This window comes from Streptomyces sp. NPDC008238 (assembly GCF_042956445.1).
GTDB lineage: Bacteria > Actinomycetota > Actinomycetes > Streptomycetales > Streptomycetaceae > Actinacidiphila.
In genome coordinates, this window is record NZ_JBIBGK010000026.1 from 84,554 (window position 1) to 108,044 (window position 23,491).

A 23,491-nucleotide genomic window follows, 5' to 3' on the forward strand; every position below is an offset into this window, starting at 1 on the left:
AAGAGTACGACGACGCACATTCCCACCCTAAGCACCCGCAGTGAACGGGAGGCACCGTGCTCGGCTCGGTAGTCCACGTGGTCGGTGCCCGGCCCAACTTCGTCAAGGCCGCCCCGGTCGTCGCCGCCCTGCGCGGCGCCGGGCAGCCGCAGTCGGTGGTGCACACCGGACAGCACTACGACGAGCGCATGTCGCACGTCTTCTTCCGGGAGCTCGGCCTGCCCCAGCCGGACGTGGACCTCGGCGTCGGCTCCGGCAGCCACGCCCGGCAGACCGCCGCCCTGCTGACCGCGCTGGAGGACGAGCTGTCGGCCCGCGCCCCGGCCCTGGTCACGGTCTACGGGGACGTGAACTCCACGCTCGCCGCCGCGCTGGTCGCCGCCAAGCTGGGGCTGCCCGTGGCGCACGTCGAGGCGGGCCTGCGCAGCTTCGACATGACGATGCCGGAGGAGGTCAACCGGCGGCTGACCGACCAGCTCGCCGACCTGCTGTTCGTCACCAGCCCGGAGGCGGTGGGCCATCTGGCGGACGAGGGCGTGGACACCGCGCGGGTGCACTTCGTCGGCAACCCGATGATCGACACCCTCCTGGCCCACCTGCCGCGGTTCGACCCGCACGCCGCCCGCGCCGCCCACGGGTTGCCCGCCCGCTACGGCGTCGTGACGCTGCACCGCCCCGCCAACGTCGACGACCCGGCCGCCGCGGCCGCCTGCGTGGCGGCGCTGCGCGAGGCGGCACGGCACCTGGAGCTGGCCGTACCGCTGCACCCGCGCGGACGGGCCGCGCTGGAGGCGGCGGGGCTCGGCGACACGCCCGGCATCCGGATCCTGGAGCCGCTCGGCTACCTGGAGTTCATGGGGCTCCTGCGGGGCGCAGCCGCGGTGGTCACCGACTCGGGCGGGGTCCAGGAGGAGACCACCGTCCTGGGCGTGCCCTGCCTGACGCTGCGCCCGAACACCGAACGGCCGGTGACGGTCACCCACGGCACCAACCGCCTCGTGACCCCCGACGGCCTGGCCCCGGCCCTGCTCAAGGCGCTGGACGGCGAGGCGCCCGCCCCCGAGGGCCCCCCGCTGTGGGACGGCCGCTCGGGGCCCCGCATCGCCCGCGTCATCACCGAATGGCTGGACCACCATGTCTGAGCCGCACCCGCACGACCAGCTCGCCTACTGGGACGCCCGCCACCGCGAGCACGACGACCTCGCGTCCGGCGGCCACATCGGCCTCGACCGGCCGGGCAACGAGGTCTTCTACGCGCTGCGGGTCGCCGAGGTGCTGCGCATCACCGGCGACTCCGAACGCGCGAGCGACCGGCTGCTCGTGCTGGACGCGGGCTGCGGCAAGGGCCACTTCGCGCGGGCGCTGGCCGGCTGCGGCCACCTCGTCGACGCCTTCGACGCCAGCCCCTCGGCGGTGGACCACTGCCGCGTGCTCGGCGGCGGCCCCCGCTATCGGGTGGCGGAGCTGTCGGCGTGGCGCAGCCCCTGGCCGTACGACGTCGTGCTCGCCGTGGACGTGCTCTTCCACGTGCTGGACGACGCCGCCTGGCGGGCCGCCCTGGTCAACCTCGCCTCCCTCGTCCGGCTGACCGGCCGGCTGGTCGTCACCGACGAGGACGCGCCCGGGCGCGTGGCCCGCGGCGACCACGTCCTGCACCGTCCGGCGGCCGAGTACCGCGCCGTCGTCGAACCGCTCGGCCTGCGCCACGGCGGCTTCACGCCGTACGGTTTCCGGGAGAGCAGGGTCGGTTTCCACGTCTTCACGAGGACCTCCTGATGCGCCTTCTCGATCTGCTCCACCCGCACCTGGACGGGGTGACCGAGGTCGTCGACGCGACCGGCGGCGGCATCCCGCTCGGCCCCTACCTGCACCTGCCCGAGGGCGTCCGGCTGCGTGCCCACCCGCCCGGCGAGGGGGAACCGGTCGGCGAGGGACGACTGGCCCTGCTGTCGTACGGCCCCGACCCCGCCCTGCACGGGGACGAGGAGGCGTGCCTCGCGGGGCTGCGGCGCATGCGGCCCGGCGGCAGGGGCCTGATCGTGTTCGGCCACCCCGGCGCCGAACTGCCTTACCACCGGCTGCTCGACGCCCTGGTGGCGCAGCACTGCCAGGTGCTGCGGGCGGCCGGCCTGGACTACCTGCACCTGCACGGCGGCGCGGTCTTCACCTGCACCGACGCGCTGCTGCCGCTCCTCGACCCGTCGGGTCGGCCCGTACCGGGCGAGGACGGCACCGCGTTGCGGCTGGCCGGCGAGTACGTGCTGGCGGAGTTCGTCACGCGGGCCGAGCGGGCGCGGCTGCTGGACCTGGAGCGCCGGCACGAGGAGGACCGCCGCGCCCTGGAGGCGCTCCAGGACGGCACGGACGGGGAGCGGACGGCGGCTCTGACCCGTGAGCGCGACCGGATCGCCGCCGAGCTGCGGCGCGCCCGGGAGCGGATCGAGGTGCTGGAGACCCGGGTCGGCATGCTGCAGGGCTCGACCTCGCTGCGGGTGGGCCAGGCGCTGGTCTCGGCCGCCCGGTCCCCGTTGCGCGGTTCGACGCGGCTGCCGCGCGAGCTGTACGGGATGTGGCGCGGCCGCGGCAGGGGCGGGCGTCCGTCGGCGGCCCGGCCGGGCGGGCCCGTCGCCTCCGCGGCGCAGGATGCGGCCGGGGCCGCGGCCGACGGCCACCTGCACCTGGCCCACCGGGCCTTCACGGCGGGCCCCCGCGACCGGCTGGTCCTCGCCGGCGTCCTGGACCCCGGCACCGCCGCGGACTTCTCCCACGACGCCGTCGTCAACCGTGTGCTGCCGCACGACGCCCGGCAGGTCACCGAACGCACCGACCCGGACGTGCTCGTCGTGCAGCTCAGCGCCTGCCTCCGCGGTGCGTGGGCGCACACCGGCACCGGCGACGCCCCCGACCTGGACCGGCGGCTGGCCGAACTCCTCGCCGTCGCCCACGCGCTCGGCCGCACCGCCGTGCTGTGGCGGGACGCCCCCGCCTCGGCCGCCCCGGTCCTGGCCCCGTTCCCCTGGGACGCCGTGCTCGACGGGGACACCGGGGTGCAGCCGGCCCGGCTGGACCCGGCGGCGGTGGACCGGGCCGGCCTCCGGGAGATCTTCACGACCCGGGCCACCCGGGTGCGGTTGTCGGAACTCGCCAGGATCGCCGGGGCGGCGGACCCGCTGGACGCACGGCGGGTGTCCGTGCTGGCCGACCCGCGTGACGACGCCGAGGTCTCGCGCCTGGTCGCGCAGGTCATGGCGCAGCGCCACCGCCCCGCCGAGGTGCTGGTGCCCGTGCCCGGGACGGCCTACGCGGAACTCACCGCGGGCGGGGTCGCCGTACGGGCCGCGGCGGACGGGCCGGGCGCGCCCTGGGTCGCGGACTGGTCGGACCTCGCGGAGGAACGCTCGGCGGTCCACCTGCTGGACCTGATGTGCGCCCAGGAGTGCTCCGGGGCCGACGTGGTGGCCTTCAGCGCCGACACGGCGGGCTTCGTGCCGCACGTCAACGGCTTCCGCCCGGCGCTGGTGCGCAGGGCTCTGTGGCCGTCCCCGGGGGCGGGACAACTGTTCACGATCCGTCCGGAGGAGGTCCGATGACGGGCACGCGCACGGTCAGGGCGATGGTCTACGGGGACGTGGACCTCAACCTCATCGACGGTTCCGCGGTCTGGGCCCAGTCGACGGTGCAGGCACTGGCCCGCGCCGGCTGCGCGACCCGGCTGGTGCTGAAGGCGCCGGTGCGCACCGGGCGGCTGGTCGACCCGCTGGCGGAGTTGCCGGGGGTGTCCGTCGTACCGACCGGCCACGTCCTCTCCGCCGTCCAGGCCTCGCGGGTGCTGCGCGAGCAGGACGAGCGGGAGCCGTGCGACCTGCTCGTGCTGCGCGGACGCCGCCTGGTGGCGCAGGTCGTCGCCGACGGCGCCTTCGACGGACGGATCTGGGCGTACCTCACGGACATCCCGCAGTCGGCGGCGCACATGACGGAGGAAGCCGTCGAGGAGCTGACCGGGATCGCGGAGGCGTCCCGGCATCTGCTCTGCCAGACCGAGGAGTTGCGCTGCTTCATCGAGGCCTGGGTGCCGGCCGCGTGCGGCAAGTGCGTGCTGTACCCGCCCAGCGTGCCCGTCCCGGACTTCGCGGTGCCGGAGCACGAGGCGGCGGGCGACCCCCTGCGCATGGTGTACACGGGGAAGTTCGCGCCGCGCTGGAACACCCTGGAGATGACGGAACTGCCCGAGGCGCTGGCGGCCCGGGGGATCAGGGCCGAACTCCACACCGTCGGCGACAAGATCCACGACGACCCGCGGCACCCCGGCTTCCACGCGGACATGGAGCACGCGCTGCGCACCGCGACCGGCGTGGTGCACCACGGGGGCACCTCGCGCCAGGACGCCATGCGCATCGCCGCGGGCTGCGACCTGGGGCTGGGCTGGCGTCACCCGGAACTGGACGCAAGCCTGGAACTGTCCACCAAGGTGCTGGAGTTCGGGACGCTGGGGCTGCCCGTCGTGCTCAACCGCACCCCCGCGCACGAGGCGCTGCTCGGCGCCGACTACCCGCTGTTCGTCCCCGGCCGGGGCACCCTCGACGACGCGGCGGAGGCGGTCGCCGCCGCCCGCTCCCCCGAGGCCTACCGCACGGCCGCCCGGCGCTGCCGCGAGGCCGCCGCGCACTTCTCGCTGGACCGGGCCGCCGAGCGGCTGCGCGGCCTGGTCGAGCGGGCGCTGCCCGCCGCACCGGCCGGTCTCGCCGGACGCGGCCGGCCGCTGCGGGTCGTCGTCGCCGGGCACGACCTGAAGTTCTTCACCCGGCTGCTGGACCACCTCCAGGCGCTGCCCGGGGTGGAGGTGCGGGTCGACGCCTGGGAGGCGCTGGCCCGGCACGACGCGGCGGCCGGCCGCGAACTCGCCGCCTGGGCCGATGTCGTGGTCGTGGAGTGGTGCGGGCCCGCGGCCGTCTGGTACAGCCGCCACAAGCGGCGCGGTTCCCGCCTGGTGGTGCGGCTGCACCGCTTCGAGCTGTACGCCGGCTACCCCGCGCAGGTCGACATCGACGCCGTCGACCGCGTCGTGTGCGTCAGCCCGCACTACAACCGGCTGACGCGGGAACGCACCGGCTGGCCGCAGGAGAAGCTCGTCACCGTCCCCAACTGGGTCGACGACCGGCAGCTGGACCGTCCCAAGGTCCCCGACGCCCGCTACCGCCTCGGCATGATCGGCGTCGCGCCCTCGCGCAAGCGGCTCGACCTGGGGCTGGACGTACTCGAGGCCCTGCGGGCCCGGGACCCGCGGTGGCGGCTGTCGGTGAAGTCCAAGATGCCGTGGGACTACTGGTGGATCTGGAACAAGCCCGAGGAGCGGGCCCACTACGACGCCGTGCTGCGGCGGGTGCAGTCCGGCCCGCTGGAGGACGCCGTGGTCTTCGACGACTTCGGTCCCGACGTGGCGAGCTGGCTGCGGCGCATCGGCTTCGTCCTGTCCACCAGTGACGACGAGAGCTTCCACCTCGCCCCCGCCGAGGGCATGGCCTCCGGGGCGGTGCCCGCCCTGCTGCCCTGGCCGGGCGCCGACGCGATCTACGAACGCCGCTGGATCCACGACTCCCCCTCGGCCATGGCGGACGCGATCTCCGCGCTCGCGGCCGACGGCTGGGAGGAGGCGGGCGGGCAGGCCCGGGACTGGCTGCGCCGCAGCTTCGGGCTGGACACGGTCCGCGAGGCGTGGACGGAGCTGGTCACCGCTCCGGCGCCGTGACACCCCCGGGCAGCCGGGCGGCCGGGCAGATCCGTGATCGCCCGACGGGGGTCACCCCCCGGCCGTAGCATGACGGCGGGGTGGTGACTGGAGGTGCGCATGACCACGCAAGAGTCGCCGTACGACGTGCTCGTCGTCGGTGGTTCCGGGGTGGACACCGTGGTGCGGGTGGACAGCCTGCCCGTGCCGTACGTGGACTCCCTGGGGGCGGGACCGGTCCGGGAGTGGCCCGGCCAGACCGGCGGCAACGTGGCGCTGGGCTGCCGCGCGCTCGGCATGACCGTGAAGTTCCTCGACTTCGTCGGCGAGGACTGGGTCGGCACCCTGCTCCGGGAGCGCCTGGCCAAGGGCGACGTCGACTTCGAGCCGCTGATCTCCCCCGCCGGGACCCGGCGGGCGGTCAACCTGGTGGACGCAACGGGCCGGCGGATGTCCTTCTACGACGGACGCGACCCGGCGGACCTGCGGATGCCGCGCGAGTTCTACCTCCCGCACCTGCGCCGGGCCCGGCACGTGCACCTGTCGATCTCGCACTTCACCCGCTTCCTCTACGACGACATCGAGGAACTCGGCGTGCCCGTCTCGACGGACCTGCACGACTGGGACGGACTGGCGGAGCACCAGCGGGAGTTCGCCCGCCGCTCCGACCTGGTCTTCCTCAGCGCGGCGGGAGCGGGCGAGCGCATCGCGGACGTGATGCGCGGCATCCTGCGCGACGGCCGCGCGCAGGCCGTGATCGCCACCGCCGGGGCGGGCGGCGCCTACCTGCTCGCGCGCGACGGGAGCAGCACGCCCCGGCACGTGCCGGCCGTCGTCCCGCCCGGCCCGGTGGTGGACTCCAACGGCGCGGGCGACGCCTTCCTGTGCGGCTTCCTCCACGGGCGCACGCGCGGACTGGACCTCGAGTCCTGCGCCCGCCTCGGTGCGACGGCGGGTGCGTACACCTGCACGGCGGGCGGCAACCTGGCCCTCATCGACGCCGCGACGCTGGATTCCGTTCAGGTCTCCCGCGCCGGCTCGTAGTCGGCCTCCTCCAGTCCGAAGGTCCAGGCGACGCCCTCACGGGCGGTCCGGGTCCGCGGCGGCACCCGCAGCCAGTAGGTGCGGTGGGTGCCGTCCGGCTCCGGCGTGGAGTTGACGACCTCGACCATGACCAGCGGCTCGTCCCCCTCCAGTTCGATCCGCCAGAGCACCCCGGCCGCGTCCCGCTGGACGGGCTCCGCCCCGGACTCCTCCAGGTAGCGCTCGTAGCCGTAGTGCTCCAGCATCACCCGGCGCAGTTCGGCGTTCTCCTCCTCGCGTATGCGGCGCGGGGTCAGCCCGGCAAGCCCGTCGAGGAACTCGGCGGGGACCGGCATGCCGCGCCAGGCGTGCAGCGCGAAACCGTCCGCGAAGGCCAGCGCGGGGCCGTCGCCGCGGTCCAGCCGGCCGGCCTCGTCCCGGTGCAGTTCCAGGGGGCGTTCGGCGACGACCGCCGTCCGCTCGTACGGCCACCACCAGCCGGCGTTCCTGGCGACCGCGGCGATCCCGGCCAGCTCGCCCGTGTCCTCCTGGCCGTCGAAGGCGGCCAGCCACGGCGCGTCGTGCTGCCCGAGCACGGCGTCGAGCAGCGCCAGCCGCACGGCCTGCCCGCCCCCGGACACCGCCGGTGCCGCGTCGGCCACGGCGGTCCGTATCCGCTCGGTCAGCAGCACCGTCGTGTCCCACAACTGCGCGCCGGTGACGGCCCAGTGGTCCGCCCAGCCGGCCGGCCCGAGCCGGCCCGCGACCCGCTCCCGCGCGGCCGCCCACGGCCGGGTGCGCACCGCGTCGCGGACGCTGCCGCCCGCCGTGCCGTCCGCCGTCAGACGCACGGCCAGGGCCACCGCCTCCAGCGGCGAGGCCGCCCACACGATCCGTTCCGGCTCCGTCAGCCCGGCCAGCCGGTAGGCCCGGCGCACCCCCTCCTCCGCCGCGGCCCGGTCCGCCGGGCCCGTCGCCGCCACGACCTCGCGCCACAGCGCCGTCGTGTCGGCCTCCGCACCCGTGCCCGCAGCCGCACCCGTGTTCGCAGCCGCACCCGTGCCCGTACTCGCCACCGTCGTCATCGCTCCGCTCCCCCGTCCCCGTCAGTCCGCCACGACGCGCACCGCGCCGGGCGCGTACTCGCGCTGCCGCACGACCCGGTACCAGCCCTTGGGCAGCGGTATCGCGGCGTGCTCCTCGTGCACCACCCGCCCGCCGTCCGGGAGGTGGAGGTACGCCGCCCCGAACGGCCCCGCCTCCCGCACCAGCGTCCCCGGCCCGACCACCGCGTGGGCGTGCCCGGTCACCTCGCCGAGGGCCAGCACGAGCCTGCCCCGCGGGTCCCTCGGCTGCCGCGGCAGCCGCTCCGTGCCCGGCGGCACGGCCGCCTCTGCGACGGGCACGATCAGGACGTCCCCCTGCCGGTACATGCGTGTCTCCCTTCGCCGTCGGCGCCCGCCGACCCGATGTCCACGACGCTACGCGGGGGGTGTGACAACGCCCCCCGGCCGACTGTGCACAGCCCGCGGCGAGCACTGTCGGAGGGACTTGGTAGAACTCTTCGCGAGCGGGGCACACCGCCCCGCGGCAGTGGCCGCACCGAGGCGGCAGCACCGCCGAGGCACCGCGTCCGTCCATCCCGGGGAGACCACCGATGTCCTACGTCGAACATCTGCAGGAACTGAACGGCCTGCCGGCCTTCGACTTCCCCGCGCCCGGCGCGCGGCAGGAACTCCCGGCGGCCGGCGCGGTGGCCTGGCGGCTGGCCGTCAACCCGTACGACGACGACGCGAAGGAGAACTTCGCGCAGCTGTGGGACCGCTTCCTGGAGACCGTGGAGCCCGCCGGGGTGCGGGCCCTGGTCCTGGGGCAGTGGGGGGAGCCGTACGACAACGACTCCGGTGCCGTCGTGCGGCCGCTCGTGGAGGCACGGGAGCGGCTGACCGGGCTGGAGGCCGTGTTCATCGGCGACCTGGAGATGGAGGAGGCCGAGATCTCCTGGATCGAGCAGTCCGACGTGACGCCGGTGCTCGGCGCCTACCCCCGGCTGGAGGTGCTGGGCGTACGCGGCGGGTCGGGGCTGCGCTTCCCGGCGACGGGCCACCAGCGGCTGCGCACGCTGCGCTTCGAGGCGGGCGGCCTGCCCGGCGAGGTCGTCCGCGGCGTCGGCGCGAGCGAACTCCCCGCGCTGGAGCACCTGGAGCTCTGGCTCGGCGTGTCGGAGTACGGGGGCGACGCCACGGTCGCCGACCTGGCGCCGATCCTCGCCGGCGGCCGCTTCCCGGCACTGCGCCACCTCGGCCTGCGCAACAGCGAGATACAGGACGAGATCGCCGGCGCTGTCGCCGCGGCCCCCGTCGTGGCCCAGCTCTCCTCGCTCGACCTGTCCCTGGGCGTGCTCACCGACGACGGTGTGAGCGCCCTGCTCGCCGGCCAGCCGCTCACCCACCTGAACTGGCTCGACCTCCACCACAACTTCGTCACCGAGCCGGTCGCCGAGCGCGTACGGGCCGCCCTCGAGCCCTCGGGCGTCGAGGTCGACCTCTCCGAACCCGGCGACGAGGACGAGTGGGACGGCGAGATCCACCGCTACACCGCCGTCGCGGAGTGAGGCCGTCATGACAGTGACACACCACCTGGAGACCTTCCACGGGCTGCGCGTGCACACGCTGCCCGAGGCCGGCACCGCCGAGCTGCCCGCGCCCGACGCCGTGGCCTGGCGGCTGGACTGCTTCGAGGCCGGCGGGATCCCCTTCCCCGAGGTGTGGGGCCACTTCACCTCGGCGGTCGACACCACGCGGGTGCGCGCCCTCGTCCTCGGGCCCTGGTGGGACGACGAGTACGCGGAACTGCGTCCCGCGCTGGATCTGGTGCTGGCGGACGCGGAGCGCTTCCCCGCGCTGCGCGCCCTCTTCCTCGCCGACGTGACGTACGAGGAGTGCGAGGTCTCCTGGCTGCAGCTGACCGACGTCACGCCCGTCCTCGAACGCTTCCCGCTGCTGGAGGAGTTCGGTGTCCGCGGCGGCGACTCGCAGGGCATGGGCCAGGAGCCGCTGTCCCTGCGGCCGGTCCGCCACGAGGCGTTGCGCGTGCTGCGCTTCGAGTCCGGCGGACTGCCCGGCGCGGTGGTGCGGGCGGTCGCCGCCTGTGAACTGCCCGCACTGGAGCGGCTGGAGCTGTGGCTCGGCGTGTCGGAGTACGGGGGCGACGCCACGATCGCCGACCTGGCGCCGGTCCTCGCCGGCGGCCGCTTCCCCGCACTGCGCCACCTCGGCCTCCAGGACAGCGAACTGCAGGACGAGATCGCGGCGGCGGTGGCCTCGGCGCCCGTCGTCGCCCAGTTGGAGACGCTGAACCTGTCCATGGGCACGCTCGGCGACACCGGCGCCGAGGCGCTGCTGAACGGCCAGCCGCTCACCCACCTCAAGCGGCTCGACCTGCACCACCACTTCCTGAGCGAGGCCGTGGCCGAGCGGCTGCGCGCGACGGTGGGCTCCGCGGGCACCGAGGTCGACCTGTCGGAGCAGCTCGCGTCGCGCCGCCGTCGGGGCGAGGAGTGGCGCTATGTCGCCGTCTCCGAATAGCCGCACCGGCGGTGCGCCGCGGATCGCCGTGGTCGGCAACCCCGGCAACCGCAGGACGACGCTGTTCGCCGACGCGGTACGCGCCGCCGGGCACCGCGCACCGCGCGTGGTGGCGTGGCGCGACGTGCTGCGCGGCCGGTACGCCTTCGCGCCCGGCGAGTTCGTGCGCGTCGACTCCCCCGGTGAGGACGCCGAGGTCGACCGGCTGCTGCGGGGCGCCGACGACCCGGCCCGGGTCGAGGGCACCGCGCTGTGGTACCGCCGTTTCACCGCCGCGGTGCACGAGGTCACGGATGCGGTCCGGCGGGCCGGCGCGGTGCCGTCGGCGTACGCGGGCGAGGTCGCCGTCCTGTTCGACAAGCGCCGCTGCCACGCCCGGCTCGCCGCGGCGGGCGTCGCGGTGCCGCCCGCGCCCGGCGGGCCGCCGGTGCGCGGCTGGGACGAGCTCAAGGAGCGGCTGCGGGCCGCCCGGATCTCCCGGGCGTTCCTCAAGCCCGCGCACGGCTCCTCCGCCTCCGGTGTGGTGGCGCTGGCGATGGCGGGGCCCGGCCGGATCAGGGCGACGACCTCGGTGGAGACCACGACCGACGGACGCCTGTTCAACTCGCTCCGGGTGCGTGAGTACCGCACGGAACCGGAGGTGGCCGCCCTCGTCGACGCGCTGGCCCCGGACGGGCTGCACGTGGAGCGCTGGCTGCCCAAGGCGTCCCAGCACGGGCGCGCGGCCGACCTGCGGGTGGTGGTGGTCGCCGGCCGCGCAACGCACGCCGTCGTCCGCACCAGCCCGCACCCGATGACGAACCTGCACCTCGGCGGCGCCCGCGGCGACCTGGACACGGCCCGCGCGGCGATCAGCGCCGCGGGCGGCGACTTCGGGGACGTGCTGGCGACCGCCGAACAGGCGGCGGCGTGCTTCCCCGGCACCCTCTGCGTCGGCGTGGACGTGCTGGCCACGACGGGCTGGCGCCGCTTCGCCGTCGGCGAGGTCAACGCCTTCGGGGATCTGCTGCCCCGGCTCACCGGTCTCCCGGGCAGCGGGGCCGAGGGACTGGACACCTACGCCGCCCAGGTCGCCGCCGTACCGGCCGCGATGGAACGCGCGCGACGCGAGGAGCACCACCATGACGCCACCGCTTGACATGAACCAGATCGTGGGCAGCCACGACATCCTGCTGGTCACGCTGGACACCCTCCGCCACGACGTGGCCGAGGAACTGGCCGCGGCGGGCCGCATCCCCCACCTGGCCCGCCATCTGCCCGGTGGCCGCTGGGAACGCCGGCACGCCCCCGGCAGCTTCACGTACGCCTCCCACCAGGCGATCTTCGCGGGCTTCCTGCCCACGCCCACCGAGCCCGGCCCCCACCCGCGGCTGTTCGCGGCGCGCTTCGCCGGCAGCGAGAGCACCGCGGACGGCACCTTCGTCTACGACACCCCCGACCTGGTGTCGGGGCTCGCCGCGGCCGGCTACCGCACGGTGTGCATCGGCGGCGTCGGCTTCTTCAACAAGCAGGCCCCGCTGGGGTCGGTGCTGCCCGGGCTCTTCCAGGAGAGCCACTGGGAGCCGGAGTTCGGCGTGCCCTCACCCACCTCCTTCGAGGCACAGGTGGCCCGCGCCGAGGAGGTCGTCGCCGCCCTGCCGCCGCAGCGGCCGCTGTTCCTCTTCGTGAACGTCTCGGCGCTGCACCAGCCCAACTGGTTCCACCTGCCCGGCGCCACCCGGGAGGCCGGCGACTCGCGCGCCACCCACGCCGCCGCCCTGGAGTACGTCGACCGCCACATCGGCAGGCTCTTCGCCGCCGCCTCCAGCCGCCGTCCGTGCCTGGCCGTCGTCTGCTCCGACCACGGCACGGCGTACGGAGAGGACGGCCACACCGGCCACCGCATCGGCCACGAGGTCGTGTGGACGGTGCCCTACGCCCACTTCATACTCGACGGGGCCGCCCGATGACCCGCACCGACGTCACGCTCTCCCCGACGCCCCCGGCCACGGCCGCCGTGCGCCCGTACCGGCACTACGTGTACGCGTACCCGCACAAGACGGCCTACCGCGCACTGCCCCGCGAGCAGGCCGGGCTGCGCGACCTGTGGGCGGACGAGCCGAAGGACGCGCTGTCCCTCTACTTCCACATCCCGTTCTGCGAGGTCCGCTGCGGCTTCTGCAACCTCTTCACCAGGATCGGGGCGCCGGACGGCCTTGCCACCGCCTACCTGGACGCCCTGGAGCGCCAGGCCGCCGCGGTGCGTGAGGCGCTGGGCGAGGGGGCGCGGTTCGTCAACGCCGCGTTCGGGGGCGGGACTCCCACGTACCTGGAGGCCGGCGAGCTGGAACGGCTCTGCGACCTGGCGGAACAGGGCCTGGGCGCGGACCTGCGGGCGATACCGCTCTCCGTGGAGGCCTCGCCGGCCACCGCGACCGCCGACCGGCTGTCGGTGCTGGCGGAGCGCGGCACGACCCGGCTGAGCCTGGGGGTGCAGAGCTTCGTCGAGGCGGAGGCCCGCGCCGCCGTCCGCCCGCAGCGCCGGGCCGACGTCGAGGCGGCGCTGGGCAGGATCCGGGAGGCGGGCATCCCCGTGCTCAACGTCGACCTGATCTACGGCATCGACGGTCAGACCGAGCGGTCCTGGACGACGTCCCTGGACGCCGCGCTCGCCTGGGGCCCTGAGGAGCTGTACCTGTACCCGCTCTACGTCCGCCCGCTCACCGGCCTCGGCCGGCACACCGCCGGCGCCGCGCCGGACGAGGCGGCGTGGGACGAGCAGCGGCTGCGGCTGTACCGCCACGGCCGCGACCATCTGCTGGCGCACGGCTACGAGCAGGTGTCGATGCGCATGTTCCGCCGTGCTGACGCCCCCACCACCGGCGGCGGGGACTACGCCTGCCAGACCGACGGCATGGTCGGCCTCGGCTGCGGGGCCCGTTCGTACACCTCCACGCTGCACTACTCCTTCGACTACGCCGTCGACATGCACCGCATCCGCGGCATCATCGACGCCTACACGGAGCGCACCACGCGGGAGTTCGGTCACGCCGACTTCGGGTGGGAAATGGACTCCGAGGAGGCGCGCCGGCGTCATCTGCTGCAGTCCCTGCTGCAGGCCGACGGCCTGCCCGTCGCCGAGTACCGCGCCCGCTTCGGCACCGCTCCGGAGGAGCACTTCGCCGAGGAGCTGGGCCGCTTCGCGGAGCGGGGCTGGCTGGACACCGCCGCGGGTCCGGACGTGCTGCGGCTGTCGCCCGAGGGCCTGGCCCATTCCGACGCGGCCGGTCCCGAGCTGTTCTCGGCCGCCGTGCGGCGGCGCATGGCCGCCTACGAGCCCAGGTGAGCGCCCCCGCCATGGACCTGACGATCCTCTACCGCGGCCCGCTGGCCTCCTGCGACTACGACTGCCCCTACTGCCCGTTCGCCAAGCGCAGGGACAGCAGGGCCCAGCTGACCGCCGACCGCGCCGCGCTCGAGCGCTTCACCGGCTGGGCGGCCGAACGGACGGACGACCGGCTCTCGCTGCTGTTCACCCCGTGGGGCGAGGGCCTGGTGCGCTCCTGGTACCGGCGCTCCCTGGTCGAGCTGAGCCGGTTGCCGCACGTGAGCCGGGTGGCGATCCAGACCAATCTGAGCTGCCGCACGCAGTGGCTGGACGAGGCCGACCTCGGCACGCTCGCGCTGTGGTGCACCTTCCACCCCGGTCAGACCCCCTACGACCGGTTCCTGGCCAAGTGCCGCGACCTGGCGGACCGCGGGGTCCGGCACAGCGTGGGCGTCGTCGGCCTGCCGGAGCACCTGGAGCAGGCCCGCAGGCTGCGGGCCGACCTCCCGGACCACGTCTACCTGTGGGTCAACGCCGCCGAGGGCCACACGTACACCGACGCGGAGGCGGCCCGGTGGACGGACCTCGACCCGCTCTTCCCCTACAGCCGGCATCCGCACCGCAGCGCGGGCCTGCCGTGCCGGACGGGCGAGTCGGTCGTCTCGGTGGACGGCGAGGGCACCGTCCGGCGCTGCCACTTCGTCCCCGAGGAGCTGGGCAACCTCTACGACGGCTCCTACCGGGCGGCGCTGCGCCCGCGGGCCTGCCCGCTGGCGGTCTGCGACTGCCACATCGGCTACGTCCACATGGAGACGCTGCCGTTGTACGACGTGTTCGCCGGCGGGGTCCTGGAGCGGATCCCCGCCGCGCCGCCGCCCGGGCGGGCACCGCTGCGGCTGCTGACGCCGGCGTCCCCCTGAGCAGGCCCGTGGGGCGGCGTCAGCCCTTGCGGCCGACGCCTCCCCAGAAGGCGATGCGGACGTGCTCGCCCTCCTGCGGGGGCGGGCCGTCCGGGCGCCACCGCGGCACCTGCACCAGGCCCGGCTCGACCAGGGAGAACCCTTCGAAGAAGGGCTCGATCTCCGCCTTGCCGCGCAGGGTGAGCGTGGAGGTCGCGTTCTTGTAGGCCTCCCCCGCGTCGGCGTCGACGTCCCGGTGGAAGTCGGTCGTGCCGTGGCTGAGGATCAGCAGGCTGCCGGGCGCGAGGTTCTTGGTGAGGGTGCGCACGATCCCGGCCGGGTCCTCGTCGTCGCGGACGAAGTGCAGCAGCGCGACGAGCATCAGGGCGACGGGCTCGTCGAAGTCGATCAGCTCCCGGATGGTGGCGTGCTCCAGGACGGTCTCGGGCTCGCGGACGTCACCGAGGAAGAAGCCGGCGTTCCCGGTGTTGGTGAGCCGCGCACCGGCGTGGGCGGCCACGATGGGGTCGTTGTCGACGTAGGCGACCCGGGCGTCGGGGGCGACGGAGCGGGCGACCTCGTGGGTGTTGGGCGAGGTGGGGATGCCGGTGCCGATGTCGACGAACTGCCGGATGCCCTGCCCCGCCGCGTAGCGCACCGCGCGCTGCATGAAGTCCCGGTTGGCGCGTGCGCTGGGGCGCGCGTCGGGGGTCATGCGGATCACCATCTCGGCCGCCTCGCGGTCGGCCTCGTAGTTGTCCTTGCCGCCGAGGTAGTAGTCGTACATCCGGGCCGGGTGCGGCCGGCTGGTGTCGATCTCCTCCGCGGGGAAGCCCTTGTCGGTCAACGCCCTGCTCCGTTCGGATTCCGGTGGCCCTTGCGGGGCCGGGTCGGTGCGGTCGGTGGTCTCCCGGTCCGTCCCGCCGCTCACGGCAGCAGGAAGTCGGCCTGGCCGGCCTTGGCGCCCTCGATGAAGGACGTCATCTCGTTGCCGGTGTAGATCAGGCAGGGCCCGTCGGGGTCGGCGGACTGCCGTAACGCCACCCGGCCGTCGTCCATCCTGAGGGCTTCGACGCACGATCCGCCGTTGCCCCCGCTCCACGGCTTGCGCCAGCCCTCGCGGGCGAGTTCCGCTGCGGGCATGCCGTTGTAGATCCGCTCCATGGTCATGTCTCCTTGTGGATGCCACCGAGGATCCGCTCGGTGCTCTGGGTCGGCGCGGCTTGTGCGCACATCCGGTCCAGGGCCTCCAGGAAGGTCGACACGTCGTCGCGGTCGTCGAAGTAGACGGCCCCGACCAGGCTTTCGGAGTAGACGACGTCCGGGAGTTCGTGCGTCTGGAACCGGAAGATGTGGAACGGGCCGTACATGGCGGGGTGCGGTCCGGCCATGAACGGCATGATCTGCAGTCGTACGTTGGGCAGGGCGCAGGAGTCCATCAGCCTGGCGATCTGGGCGCGCATGACCGCCGGGCGGCCGATGGGTCTTCGCAGGACCGTCTCGTCGATGACGATCCAGACCAGCGGCGCGTCCTCCCGGGTGAGCAGCGCCTGGCGCTCCATGCGCAGCGCGACGCCGCGCTCGACCTCGGAGTCGGCCGCCCCCGGGTTCCCCGCCCGCAGCACCTCGCGCGCGTAGTCCTCGGTCTGCAGCAGTCCGGGGACGTAGTGGGGTTCGTAGGCGCGGATGACGCCGGCCTCGCCCTCCAGGCTCACGAAGGCGCTGAACCAGTCGGGCAGGACGTCGCGGTAACGGTGCCACCAGCCGGGCTGGTTGGCCTCCCGGGCCAGGGCGAGGAACTCCTCGAGCTCCGCCGGGTCCAGGACGCCGTAGGTGTGCAGCAGCTTCTCGACGTAGGGGATCTTCAGGCCGACCTCGGCCTTCTCCATGCGGCGGATCGTGGCGTGGGTGACGTCGAGGGCCCGTCCGGCGTCCTCGAAGGAGAACCCGGCCTTCTCGCGCAGGTCCTGGAGCCGTTTGCCGAGCACCACGCGGAGGACGGTGGGAGCACCGCCCGACCGTGCGTCAGTCAGGACCACTTCCCCCAACTCCCCTCTGCTGCAAGCAGTGTGTCATGCCGTCATCGAAAACCGACACTGCGCACCGGCCGTTCTGTAAATTACAGATCGCACCTTGCCAACAGTTCGAACGGGACCGCATAGTTGTCGACGTGGCCTCCTCACCAGACGCTCTGCGGTTAGAGCGCCGTGGCACCCTCGACGACCGTCGCTGCCAGGACCTGTTCCGTTTGCCCGCCCACGGGTCCTCCGTCGCCGACGCACGCCATCGCGTGCTGGCACGGCTGCGGGAGTGGGAGGCGGACGAGGGACTGCGCGACGACGCCGAGATGATCGTTTCCGAGCTCTTCACCAACGCCGTCATGCACACCGGCAGTGAGTTCATCACCTGCGGGTTGCGCTACGACGGCGCCCGGCTGCGGCTCGAGGTCAGCGACCAGGGGCGCGCGCCGACTGCGCCCCGGCCGCGGGCGGCGGGCGTGGACGAGGAGGGCGGGCGCGGCCTGCTGCTGGTGGGCGCGCTCTCGCAGGCATGGGGCGTCCGGCCCACCGACGACGGCGGCGGCGGCCGTGTCGTGTGGGCCGAACTCGCCCCCGGGGCGCAGCCCTTCTGAGGTGGCCCGGCAGGCCGACCCGCCGGGAACACCGGCGGCCGGCTAGAGCGGCAGCAGGTCCGGGCGCTTGGGCACCACGTTGTCGCCGGAGGACTCCCCGCGCAGCCGCCGGCCGATCCAGGGCACCAGGTACTCCCGGGCCCACTGGATGTTGTCGCGGCGGATGTCGGCGGGCGCGCGGAACGGCTCCGGCGGCCACGCCTGGTCGGGGTCGGCCGGCACCTCGAGCCCCAGCACCTGCGCGGCGCGCAGGGCGACCCTGGTGTGCCCCTCGGGCGACAGGTGGAGGCGGTCGGCGTCCCAGGCCCTGCGGTCCTGGACCGAACGGAGCGACCACAGGTCCAGCACCGGGGAGTCGTACCGGTCGGCGATGGCGCGCACATGGGCCGTGTAGGTGGCGATCTTGCCACGCAGGTGCCGCAGCACGGGGATGCCGCGGGTGTCGAAGCCCGTGCACAGCACGACCGTGCCGACGGCGGAGGTGAGGCGGGCGACCGCCGCCTCGTAGCGCTCCGCGACGTCGTCGGGATCGCTGCCGGGACGCAGGATGTCGTTGCCGCCCGCGCAGAAGGTCACGAGGTCGGGCGCGAGCTCCACGGCCCGCGGCACCTGCTCCTCGACGATCTGGTCGAGGAGGCGGCCGCGCACGGCGAGGTTGGCGTAGCGGAAGTCGTGCTCGGGGCGGCGGTCGGAGAGGAGGACCGCCAGCCGGTCGGCCCAGCCGATGAACGTCCCGTCGGGAGCCGGATCGCCTACACCTTCCGTGAAGCTGTCCCCCACGGCTGTGTACGACCCGATGGCCTCACTGTTGTTTCTCTTCGAATCGTCTGGCACGTCAGCACATACTTCACCTCCTCAAGTGACCTACGCCACCGTAACCAGGGGTTGACGGGGGGTGATCTATCCCACCCGCCCGGATCCGCCGGAAACGGAATAAGACGGCCTCCCGCCCGCGCCGCGACGGCCCCCGTCCCCGATCACATACCGGCCGGTACGGCGCCGCCCGGGGTGCCGTAAGGTCGGGAGTGGTCCGGCCGCCGGTGACCCGCACCGCCCGGCCGCTGAGCGAAGGAGCGCCGGTGACCGAGCAGACGCCGCAGCCCGCCCCGTCGGAACCCGAACTGACCGGGGTGCGCAACTTCCGTGACGTCGGCGGCCTCCCGACGACCGACGGCCGCCGGGTGCGGTACGGGCGGCTCTTCCGCAGCGGCCACCTGGCCCACGCCACGGCCGAGGACGCCGGCTTCCTGTCCTCCCTCGGACTGCACACCGTCTTCGACTTCCGCAACGCCTCCGACATCAGGCTGGAGGGCCCGGACGTCGGCCTGCCCGGCGTCCGCAACGTGAACATGCCGCTGAGCGACCCCGCCCAGGGCGCCGAGTTCTGGACCACCGTCCGCGACGGCGACATCGCGGCGCTGCGCGAGATCCTCGGCGAGGGACGTGCCGCCGCGCGCATGGTGGAGGCGTACCGCCGCATCGTGCTGGACCGCACCGCCGAGCACGCCCGCATGCTCGAACTGCTCACCGAGGACGAGTCGGTACCGGCGCTGCTGCACTGCGCCGCGGGCAAGGACCGGGCGGGCACCTCGATCGCCGTCATCCTGCTCGCCCTCGGGGTCGAGCGCGACGCGATCGTGGAGGACTACCTCAAGAGCAACGAGGCGCACCGCCGTTACCGCATCCGGCGCGGCGACGACGCGGAGCCGGCGAACACGCCCGAGGTCATGGAGCTGCTCGGCCCGCTCTTCGACGCGCGCAAGGAGTACCTGGAGACCGCCTTCGACACCATCGAGGAGCACTGGGGCTCGGCGGACCGCTACCTGGAGGAGGGGCTGGGCCTCACGCCGGCGCGGCGCGAGCGGCTGCGCGCGCTCTTCCTGGACGGCGCGCGGCCGGCCTGACCGACGGGGGCCGGGCCGGCAGGACGAAGCCGGACTGCCGGGCCCGCCCTACTTGGCCCCGGCCAGGTGGAAGATCAGGAAGAAGAACGCGGCGATGACGTGGACCCCCACCAGGTAGATGAAGGCGCGCACCTTGAAGCCCATGGGGGCCTTGTCGCGGGATTCGCCGGACACGGTCAGTCCTCTCGTCATGCGCCGTGCGGGCGCGGGGAACGGCCGTCGCCCAGGCACAGCTCCGCGACGGAACTCCGCAGCAGCGTGTGGACGAACAGCAGGTCGACACCGTCCGGCGAGGCCGCGGCGATGCGGTGCGGGGTGAGCGAGTCGAAGTGGGAGCTGTCGCCGGGCACCAGGCGGTGCACGGCCTCCCCGAGGGTGAGCCGCAGCTCCCCCTTGAGGACGTACAACCACTCCTCCCCGGCGTGGACGCGCACCAGCCCCTCCTGGGGGCCGGGGGGAACGTGCAGCCGCAGCGCCTGCATGGCCCGCCCGGGGTTCCCGGCCGGCCAGTACGTCCAGCCGCCCGCCTCCGCGGGTGGTACGGAACCGCCGCGGACGACGGGGTCGCGCTCCGCGGAGGTCTCGCCGAGCAGGTCGGACACCGTGGTGCCGTAGGTACGGGCGAGGGACAGCAGCATGGGGAGCGAGGGCTGCCGCTGGCCGGTCTCCAGCCGGGACAGGTGCGCGGGCGAGAGCCCGGCGCGGGCGGCGGCAGCCTCCAGCGTCAGCCCGCCCCGGCGGCGCAACGCGCGCAGCTGGGGGGCGACGTCCGGCAGGGGCGCCTCGTCCGCGGATGGTGAGGTCATGCACTCAGGTATAGCCGCGGTTCGCCCCTGAGGCAAAAAGCTTGCCTCAGGGGCAAAGAACCCAGGCGACCCGCGGCGGGCCCGGTCAGCGGTGGGCGACCGCCTGCTTCACCAGTGTCCTGCCGAACTCCCACATCAGGCCACCGCCGCCGTGTGCGTCGTCCATCACGGCGGTGAAGGCGTCCACGAAGCGGTCCACCTCGCGCTCCCCGATGACCAGCGGAGGGATCAGTTTGATCACCTCCAGGTGGTCCCCGGAGACCTGGGTGAGGACGCGGTGCCGCTGCAGCAGCGGCACGACGACCATCTGCGCGAACAGGCCCTTGCGGGCCGCCTGCAGCATCGTCCAGCGGCCGCGCAGCCCCAGTGACTTCGGGCGGCCGAACTCGATGCCGATCATCAGTCCCCGGCCGCGGACCTCGTGCAGCAGCTCGTAGCGGTCCACGAGGGCGGCGAGCCGGTCACGGAGCAGGTCCCCGGTGACCCGGGCGTTCTCGACGACCTTCTCGTCCTCCATCACCGCGAGGGTGGCCAGCCCCGCAGCCATGGCCTGGGCGTTGGAGCCGAAGCTGGCGGAGTGCACCAGCACCCGGTCCATGGACGAGTAGACCTTCTTGAAGATCCAGTCCTTGCCGAGGGTGGCGCCCACCGGCACGTAGCCGCCGGACAGGGCCTTGGCCACGCACACCAGGTCCGGCTCGACGCCCTCCTCGTGCTGGTAGGCGAAGAAGTCACCGGTGCGGCCGATGCCGGTCTGCACCTCGTCGGCGATCAGCAGCGCCTTGTGCCGGTGCAGCAGCTCCTGCGCCGCCCGCAGGTAGCCGGGCGGGGCGGCGTGCACGCCCTTGCCCTGGATCGGCTCGACGATCAGCGCGGCCACGTCGCCCTTGGCCAGCTCCCGCTCCAGGGCCGCCAGGTCGCCCAGGGGCACGGCGGTGTCCGGGAGCAGCGGGTCGAAGCCCTCCCGGAAGCCGCCCTCGCCGTTGACGGACAGCGAGCCGGTGGTGAGCCCGTGGAACGCGTGGTCGCAGTAGAGCACGCGGGGTCGGCCGGTGGCGTAGCGGGCGAACTTCAGGGCCGTCTCGACCGCCTCGGTGCCGCTGTTGCCGAAGAACACCCGGTCCAGGCCCGGCGCGTACGACAGCAGCTTCTCCGCGAGCAGCCCCGGCAGCGGCTGGCAGTCGAAGCGGGTGAGGTCGGCCAGCCCGGCGTCCAGGACGTCGTGCAGCGCCTTGCGGACGACGGGGTGGTGGCGGCCCAGGCCCATCACCCCGAAGCCGGCGAGCATGTCGAGGTGGTCCCGGCCCTCGTCGTCCCAGAAGTACGCGCCCTCGGCCCGCTCGTAGACCTTGTCGAAGCCGATGGTGTGCAGCATGCGCGGCAACTGGTGGTTGAGGTACCTGGCGTGCAGGTCGTAGCGCTCGGCTCCGCGCTCGGCCAGCAGGGTCGCCAGGTCGAACCCCTTGGGTTCAGGATCGGGCGGTGTCATCGCTCACGTGCCTCTCGTCCGGGTGCTGCTGGTCCGCCGCGAGACGGGCCAGGGTGGCCCCGATCCGGCCCGCGATCTCGGCGGGGGTGAGCCCGATGTCGGCGAGCACCTCGCCGCGCTTGGCGTGCGCCAGGAACTGCTGCGGGATGCCGAAGTCACGGACCGGCACATCGGTCTCGGCGTCCCGCAGGGCCTGCGCGACGGCCGAACCGACGCCCCCGGCACGGCCGTTGTCCTCGATGACGGCGACCATGCGGTGCCGGGCGGCGAGCGCGGGGAGCTCCGCGTCGAGCGGCTTGACCCAGCGGGGGTCGACGACCGTGACGCCGACGCCGCGCTCGCGCAGCAGGGCGGCCGCGGCCAGGGAGACCGAACCGAGGGCGCCGACGGAGACCATGAGCACGTCCGGCCGGTCGCCGCGGTGCAGCACGTCCATGCCGCCCACCCGGTCGATGGCCGGCAGCGCCTCGCCGACGGTCTCCTTGGGGAAGCGGACGACGGTGGGCGCGTCGTCCACGTCGATGGCCTCCCGCAGCTGGGCGCGCAGCTGGTCGGCGTCGCGCGGCGCGGCGATCCGCAGGCCCGGGACGACCTGGAGGATCGACATGTCCCACATGCCGTTGTGCGAGGCGCCGTCGTCGCCGGTGACGCCCGCCCGGTCCAGCACGAAGGTGACGCCGCACTTGTGGAGCGCGACGTCCATCAGCACCTGGTCGAAGGCGCGGTTGAGGAAGGTCGCGTAGACGGCGACCACCGGGTGCAGGCCGCCGGTGGCCAGGCCCGCCGCGGAGACCGCCGCGTGCTGCTCGGCGATGCCGACGTCGTAGACGCGGCGCGGGAAGGCCTTGGCGAACTTCTCCAGCCCCACCGGCTGCAGCATGGCCGCGGTGATGGCCACGACCTCCGGGCGCTCCGCGCCGATCCTGACCATCTCGTTGCCGAAGACCGAGGTCCACTTCGGGCCGCTGGACGGGGTGAGCGGTTCGCAGGTGAGCGGGTCCATGGCGCCCACCGCGTGGAAACGGTCCGCCTCGTCGCGCTCGGCGAAGGCGTAACCGCGGCCCTTCTCCGTGAGGCAGTGGACGAGCACGGGGCCGTGGAAGCGCCGGGCCCGGCGCAGCGCCGACTCGACCGCGGCGACGTCGTGGCCGTCGATCGGGCCGAGGTACTTCAGGCCCAGGTCCTCGAACAGGCCCTGCGGGGCGAAGGCGTCCTTGAAGCCCTTCTTGGCGCCGTGCAGGGACTCGTAGAGCGGCTTGCCGACGACGGGCGTCTGCTGGAGCACCTGCTTGCCCCAGGCCAGGAAGCGCTCGTAGCCGTCGGTGGTGCGCAGGGTGGCCAGGTGGCTGGCGAGGCCGCCGATGGTGGGCGCGTAGGAGCGCTCGTTGTCGTTGACGACGATGATCAGCGGGCGGTCCTTGGCGGCGGCGATGTTGTTCAGCGCCTCCCAGGCCATGCCGCCCGTCAGGGCGCCGTCGCCGATGACGGCCACGACGTGGTCCTGCCGGCCGAGCACCTGGTTGGCCTTGGCGAGGCCGTCGGCCCAGCCCAGCACCGTGGAGGCATGGCTGTTCTCGATGACGTCGTGCTCGGACTCGGCGCGCGAGGGGTAGCCCGACAGGCCGCCCTTGCCGCGCAGTTTGGAGAAGTCCTGACGGCCGGTCAGGATCTTGTGCACGTAGACTTGGTGACCCGTGTCCCACAGGATGCGGTCGGCCGGCGAGTCGAAGACCCGGTGCAGGGCGACCGTCAGCTCGACCACGCCCAGATTGGGTCCCAGGTGCCCCCCGGTCCTGGCCACCGCCTGGACCAGGAATTCACGGATCTCCACGGCGAGTTCGCCCAGCCGCTCCGGCGGAAGGGCCTTCAGGTCGCGCGGACCACGGATGTTCTCGAGCAGCGACACTTTCCCACCTCGCTCCCCTACCGGGGATTGTTTCGCTTTAGCTCACACTGATCTGGGGCTCTCCTGACGGCGCTCCGTCGGCCTGCATGCGCTCGGCGAGCTTCATGGCCTCTTCGACGAGGGTCTCGACGATCTTCGACTCGGGGACGGTCTTGATGACCTCGCCCTTGACGAAGATCTGCCCCTTGCCGTTGCCCGAGGCCACCCCCAGGT

Annotated in this window: 23 protein-coding genes and 1 pseudogene; 13 read left to right on the forward strand and 11 right to left on the reverse strand. The window is 74.0% G+C overall.

Annotation, left to right across the window (positions count from 1 at the left end; translation table 11 throughout):
* Positions 1-56: 56 nt before the first annotated feature.
* From wecB to ACFZAU_RS34240, 5 genes are all read left to right on the forward strand, one after another.
* A complete protein-coding gene (wecB, locus tag ACFZAU_RS34220) occupies positions 57-1,142 on the forward strand; it encodes a non-hydrolyzing UDP-N-acetylglucosamine 2-epimerase (RefSeq protein ID WP_500555406.1) in 1,086 nt (361 codons plus the stop codon).
* The gene (locus ACFZAU_RS34225; RefSeq protein ID WP_499604329.1) at positions 1,135-1,776 is read left to right on the forward strand and encodes a class I SAM-dependent methyltransferase; all 642 of its coding nucleotides are present in this window, start codon (positions 1,135-1,137) and stop codon (positions 1,774-1,776) included. The genes wecB and ACFZAU_RS34225 overlap by 8 nt, the downstream gene beginning before the upstream one ends.
* Positions 1,776-3,590: a hypothetical protein gene (locus ACFZAU_RS34230; RefSeq protein WP_500555407.1), complete on the forward strand. Its 1,815-nt coding sequence runs from the start codon at positions 1,776-1,778 to the stop codon at positions 3,588-3,590. The genes ACFZAU_RS34225 and ACFZAU_RS34230 overlap by 1 nt, the downstream gene beginning before the upstream one ends.
* Positions 3,587-5,746: a glycosyltransferase gene (locus ACFZAU_RS34235; RefSeq protein ID WP_500555408.1), complete on the forward strand. Its 2,160-nt coding sequence runs from the start codon at positions 3,587-3,589 to the stop codon at positions 5,744-5,746. Before ACFZAU_RS34230 ends, ACFZAU_RS34235 begins: the two co-directional genes overlap by 4 nt.
* Positions 5,747-5,845: 99 nt before the next feature.
* A complete protein-coding gene (locus ACFZAU_RS34240; RefSeq protein WP_500555409.1) occupies positions 5,846-6,769 on the forward strand; it encodes a carbohydrate kinase family protein in 924 nt (307 codons plus the stop codon).
* Here the strand turns inward: ACFZAU_RS34240 and ACFZAU_RS34245 are convergent.
* Positions 6,745-7,833, reverse strand: coding sequence for a DUF6745 domain-containing protein (locus ACFZAU_RS34245; RefSeq protein WP_500555410.1), 1,089 nt, complete (start codon positions 7,831-7,833; stop codon positions 6,745-6,747). The genes ACFZAU_RS34240 and ACFZAU_RS34245 overlap by 25 nt on opposite strands.
* A 21-nt stretch (positions 7,834-7,854) precedes the next feature.
* A complete protein-coding gene (locus ACFZAU_RS34250) occupies positions 7,855-8,181 on the reverse strand; it encodes a DUF8820 family protein (RefSeq protein ID WP_500464309.1) in 327 nt (108 codons plus the stop codon).
* A 224-nt stretch (positions 8,182-8,405) separates the two neighbouring features.
* On the opposite strand from ACFZAU_RS34250, the gene ACFZAU_RS34255 reads away from it, so the two are divergent.
* The 6 genes from ACFZAU_RS34255 to ACFZAU_RS34280 are packed head-to-tail and all read left to right on the forward strand — an operon-like array spanning position 8,406 to position 14,562.
* Complete coding sequence (locus ACFZAU_RS34255; RefSeq protein ID WP_500555411.1) at positions 8,406-9,362, forward strand: STM4015 family protein; 957 nt, start codon at positions 8,406-8,408, stop codon at positions 9,360-9,362.
* 7 nt (positions 9,363-9,369) lie between these two features.
* On the forward strand, positions 9,370-10,335 hold the full coding sequence (locus tag ACFZAU_RS34260; RefSeq protein ID WP_500555412.1) for an STM4015 family protein: 966 nt from the start codon (positions 9,370-9,372) through the stop codon (positions 10,333-10,335).
* Positions 10,316-11,473 (forward strand): STM4014 family protein, encoded by a 1,158-nt coding sequence (locus ACFZAU_RS34265; RefSeq protein WP_500555413.1) that lies wholly within the window; start codon positions 10,316-10,318, stop codon positions 11,471-11,473. Before ACFZAU_RS34260 ends, ACFZAU_RS34265 begins: the two co-directional genes overlap by 20 nt.
* 1 nt (position 11,474) lies before the next feature.
* On the forward strand, positions 11,475-12,284 hold the full coding sequence (locus ACFZAU_RS34270; protein ID WP_500464322.1) for an STM4013/SEN3800 family hydrolase: 810 nt from the start codon (positions 11,475-11,477) through the stop codon (positions 12,282-12,284).
* Complete coding sequence (locus ACFZAU_RS34275) at positions 12,281-13,660, forward strand: STM4012 family radical SAM protein (RefSeq protein WP_500555414.1); 1,380 nt, start codon at positions 12,281-12,283, stop codon at positions 13,658-13,660. The genes ACFZAU_RS34270 and ACFZAU_RS34275 overlap by 4 nt, the downstream gene beginning before the upstream one ends.
* A gap of 11 nt (positions 13,661-13,671) precedes the next feature.
* Positions 13,672-14,562 (forward strand): STM4011 family radical SAM protein, encoded by an 891-nt coding sequence (locus tag ACFZAU_RS34280; protein ID WP_500555415.1) that lies wholly within the window; start codon positions 13,672-13,674, stop codon positions 14,560-14,562.
* 19 nt (positions 14,563-14,581) lie between these two features.
* Here ACFZAU_RS34280 and ACFZAU_RS34285 read toward each other — a convergent pair whose 3' ends face one another.
* The 3 genes from ACFZAU_RS34285 to ACFZAU_RS34295 form a co-directional block, all read right to left on the reverse strand.
* Complete coding sequence (locus ACFZAU_RS34285; protein ID WP_500555416.1) at positions 14,582-15,388, reverse strand: SAM-dependent methyltransferase; 807 nt, start codon at positions 15,386-15,388, stop codon at positions 14,582-14,584.
* Positions 15,389-15,468: 80 nt separating this feature from the next.
* Positions 15,469-15,711 carry a DUF397 domain-containing protein gene (locus ACFZAU_RS34290; RefSeq protein ID WP_500464315.1) on the reverse strand — a complete coding sequence of 81 codons (243 nt, stop codon included), beginning with the start codon at positions 15,709-15,711 and terminating at the stop codon, positions 15,469-15,471.
* A complete protein-coding gene (locus ACFZAU_RS34295; protein WP_500555422.1) occupies positions 15,708-16,574 on the reverse strand; it encodes a Sco1979 family transcriptional regulator in 867 nt (288 codons plus the stop codon). The genes ACFZAU_RS34290 and ACFZAU_RS34295 overlap by 4 nt, the downstream gene beginning before the upstream one ends.
* 215 nt (positions 16,575-16,789) lie before the next feature.
* Here ACFZAU_RS34295 and ACFZAU_RS34300 point away from each other — a divergent pair, with 215 nt between their 5' ends.
* Positions 16,790-17,173, forward strand: coding sequence for an ATP-binding protein (locus ACFZAU_RS34300; protein WP_500555417.1), 384 nt, complete (start codon positions 16,790-16,792; stop codon positions 17,171-17,173).
* A gap of 42 nt (positions 17,174-17,215) precedes the next feature.
* Here the strand turns inward: ACFZAU_RS34300 and ACFZAU_RS34305 are convergent, their stop codons facing one another.
* Positions 17,216-18,007, reverse strand: coding sequence for an SGNH/GDSL hydrolase family protein (locus ACFZAU_RS34305; protein ID WP_499604306.1), 792 nt, complete (start codon positions 18,005-18,007; stop codon positions 17,216-17,218).
* Positions 18,008-18,252: 245 nt separating this feature from the next.
* On the opposite strand from ACFZAU_RS34305, the gene ACFZAU_RS34310 reads away from it, so the two are divergent.
* A complete protein-coding gene (locus ACFZAU_RS34310; protein ID WP_500555418.1) occupies positions 18,253-19,077 on the forward strand; it encodes a tyrosine-protein phosphatase in 825 nt (274 codons plus the stop codon).
* A gap of 48 nt (positions 19,078-19,125) precedes the next feature.
* Here ACFZAU_RS34310 and ACFZAU_RS34315 read toward each other — a convergent pair whose 3' ends face one another.
* The 5 genes and pseudogenes from ACFZAU_RS34315 to ACFZAU_RS34335 form a co-directional block, all read right to left on the reverse strand.
* The gene (locus ACFZAU_RS34315; protein ID WP_499604303.1) at positions 19,126-19,251 is read right to left on the reverse strand and encodes a DUF6126 family protein; all 126 of its coding nucleotides are present in this window, start codon (positions 19,249-19,251) and stop codon (positions 19,126-19,128) included.
* A 14-nt stretch (positions 19,252-19,265) separates the two neighbouring features.
* Entirely contained in the window at positions 19,266-19,883 is a 618-nt protein-coding gene (locus ACFZAU_RS34320) for a helix-turn-helix domain-containing protein (protein WP_500464319.1), read from the reverse strand.
* A gap of 85 nt (positions 19,884-19,968) precedes the next feature.
* Entirely contained in the window at positions 19,969-21,372 is a 1,404-nt protein-coding gene (locus tag ACFZAU_RS34325; protein ID WP_500555419.1) for an aspartate aminotransferase family protein, read from the reverse strand.
* Entirely contained in the window at positions 21,353-23,278 is a 1,926-nt protein-coding gene (dxs, locus tag ACFZAU_RS34330) for a 1-deoxy-D-xylulose-5-phosphate synthase (RefSeq protein WP_500555420.1), read from the reverse strand. Before dxs ends, ACFZAU_RS34325 begins: the two co-directional genes overlap by 20 nt.
* Positions 23,279-23,315: 37 nt before the next feature.
* Positions 23,316-23,491: pseudogene (locus ACFZAU_RS34335) on the reverse strand (flavodoxin-dependent (E)-4-hydroxy-3-methylbut-2-enyl-diphosphate synthase); the annotation flags it as partial.

What these genes read in the sequence shown, in the direction of transcription:
- ACFZAU_RS34225 (WP_499604329.1), top strand. Translation starts at nt 1,135, where the DNA reads ATGTCTGAGCCGCACCCGCACGACCAGCTCGCCTACTGGGACGCCCGC.
- ACFZAU_RS34230 (WP_500555407.1), top strand. Translation starts at nt 1,776, where the DNA reads ATGCGCCTTCTCGATCTGCTCCACCCGCACCTGGACGGGGTGACCGAG.
- ACFZAU_RS34235 (WP_500555408.1), top strand. Translation starts at nt 3,587, where the DNA reads ATGACGGGCACGCGCACGGTCAGGGCGATGGTCTACGGGGACGTGGAC.
- ACFZAU_RS34240 (WP_500555409.1), top strand. Translation starts at nt 5,846, where the DNA reads ATGACCACGCAAGAGTCGCCGTACGACGTGCTCGTCGTCGGTGGTTCC.
- ACFZAU_RS34245 (WP_500555410.1), bottom strand. Translation starts at nt 7,833, where the DNA reads ATGACGACGGTGGCGAGTACGGGCACGGGTGCGGCTGCGAACACGGGT.
- ACFZAU_RS34250 (WP_500464309.1), bottom strand. Translation starts at nt 8,181, where the DNA reads ATGTACCGGCAGGGGGACGTCCTGATCGTGCCCGTCGCAGAGGCGGCC.
- ACFZAU_RS34255 (WP_500555411.1), top strand. Translation starts at nt 8,406, where the DNA reads ATGTCCTACGTCGAACATCTGCAGGAACTGAACGGCCTGCCGGCCTTC.
- ACFZAU_RS34260 (WP_500555412.1), top strand. Translation starts at nt 9,370, where the DNA reads ATGACAGTGACACACCACCTGGAGACCTTCCACGGGCTGCGCGTGCAC.
- ACFZAU_RS34265 (WP_500555413.1), top strand. Translation starts at nt 10,316, where the DNA reads ATGTCGCCGTCTCCGAATAGCCGCACCGGCGGTGCGCCGCGGATCGCC.
- ACFZAU_RS34270 (WP_500464322.1), top strand. Translation starts at nt 11,475, where the DNA reads ATGAACCAGATCGTGGGCAGCCACGACATCCTGCTGGTCACGCTGGAC.
- ACFZAU_RS34275 (WP_500555414.1), top strand. Translation starts at nt 12,281, where the DNA reads ATGACCCGCACCGACGTCACGCTCTCCCCGACGCCCCCGGCCACGGCC.
- ACFZAU_RS34280 (WP_500555415.1), top strand. Translation starts at nt 13,672, where the DNA reads ATGGACCTGACGATCCTCTACCGCGGCCCGCTGGCCTCCTGCGACTAC.
- ACFZAU_RS34290 (WP_500464315.1), bottom strand. Translation starts at nt 15,711, where the DNA reads ATGACCATGGAGCGGATCTACAACGGCATGCCCGCAGCGGAACTCGCC.
- ACFZAU_RS34320 (WP_500464319.1), bottom strand. Translation starts at nt 19,883, where the DNA reads ATGACCTCACCATCCGCGGACGAGGCGCCCCTGCCGGACGTCGCCCCC.
- ACFZAU_RS34325 (WP_500555419.1), bottom strand. Translation starts at nt 21,372, where the DNA reads ATGACACCGCCCGATCCTGAACCCAAGGGGTTCGACCTGGCGACCCTG.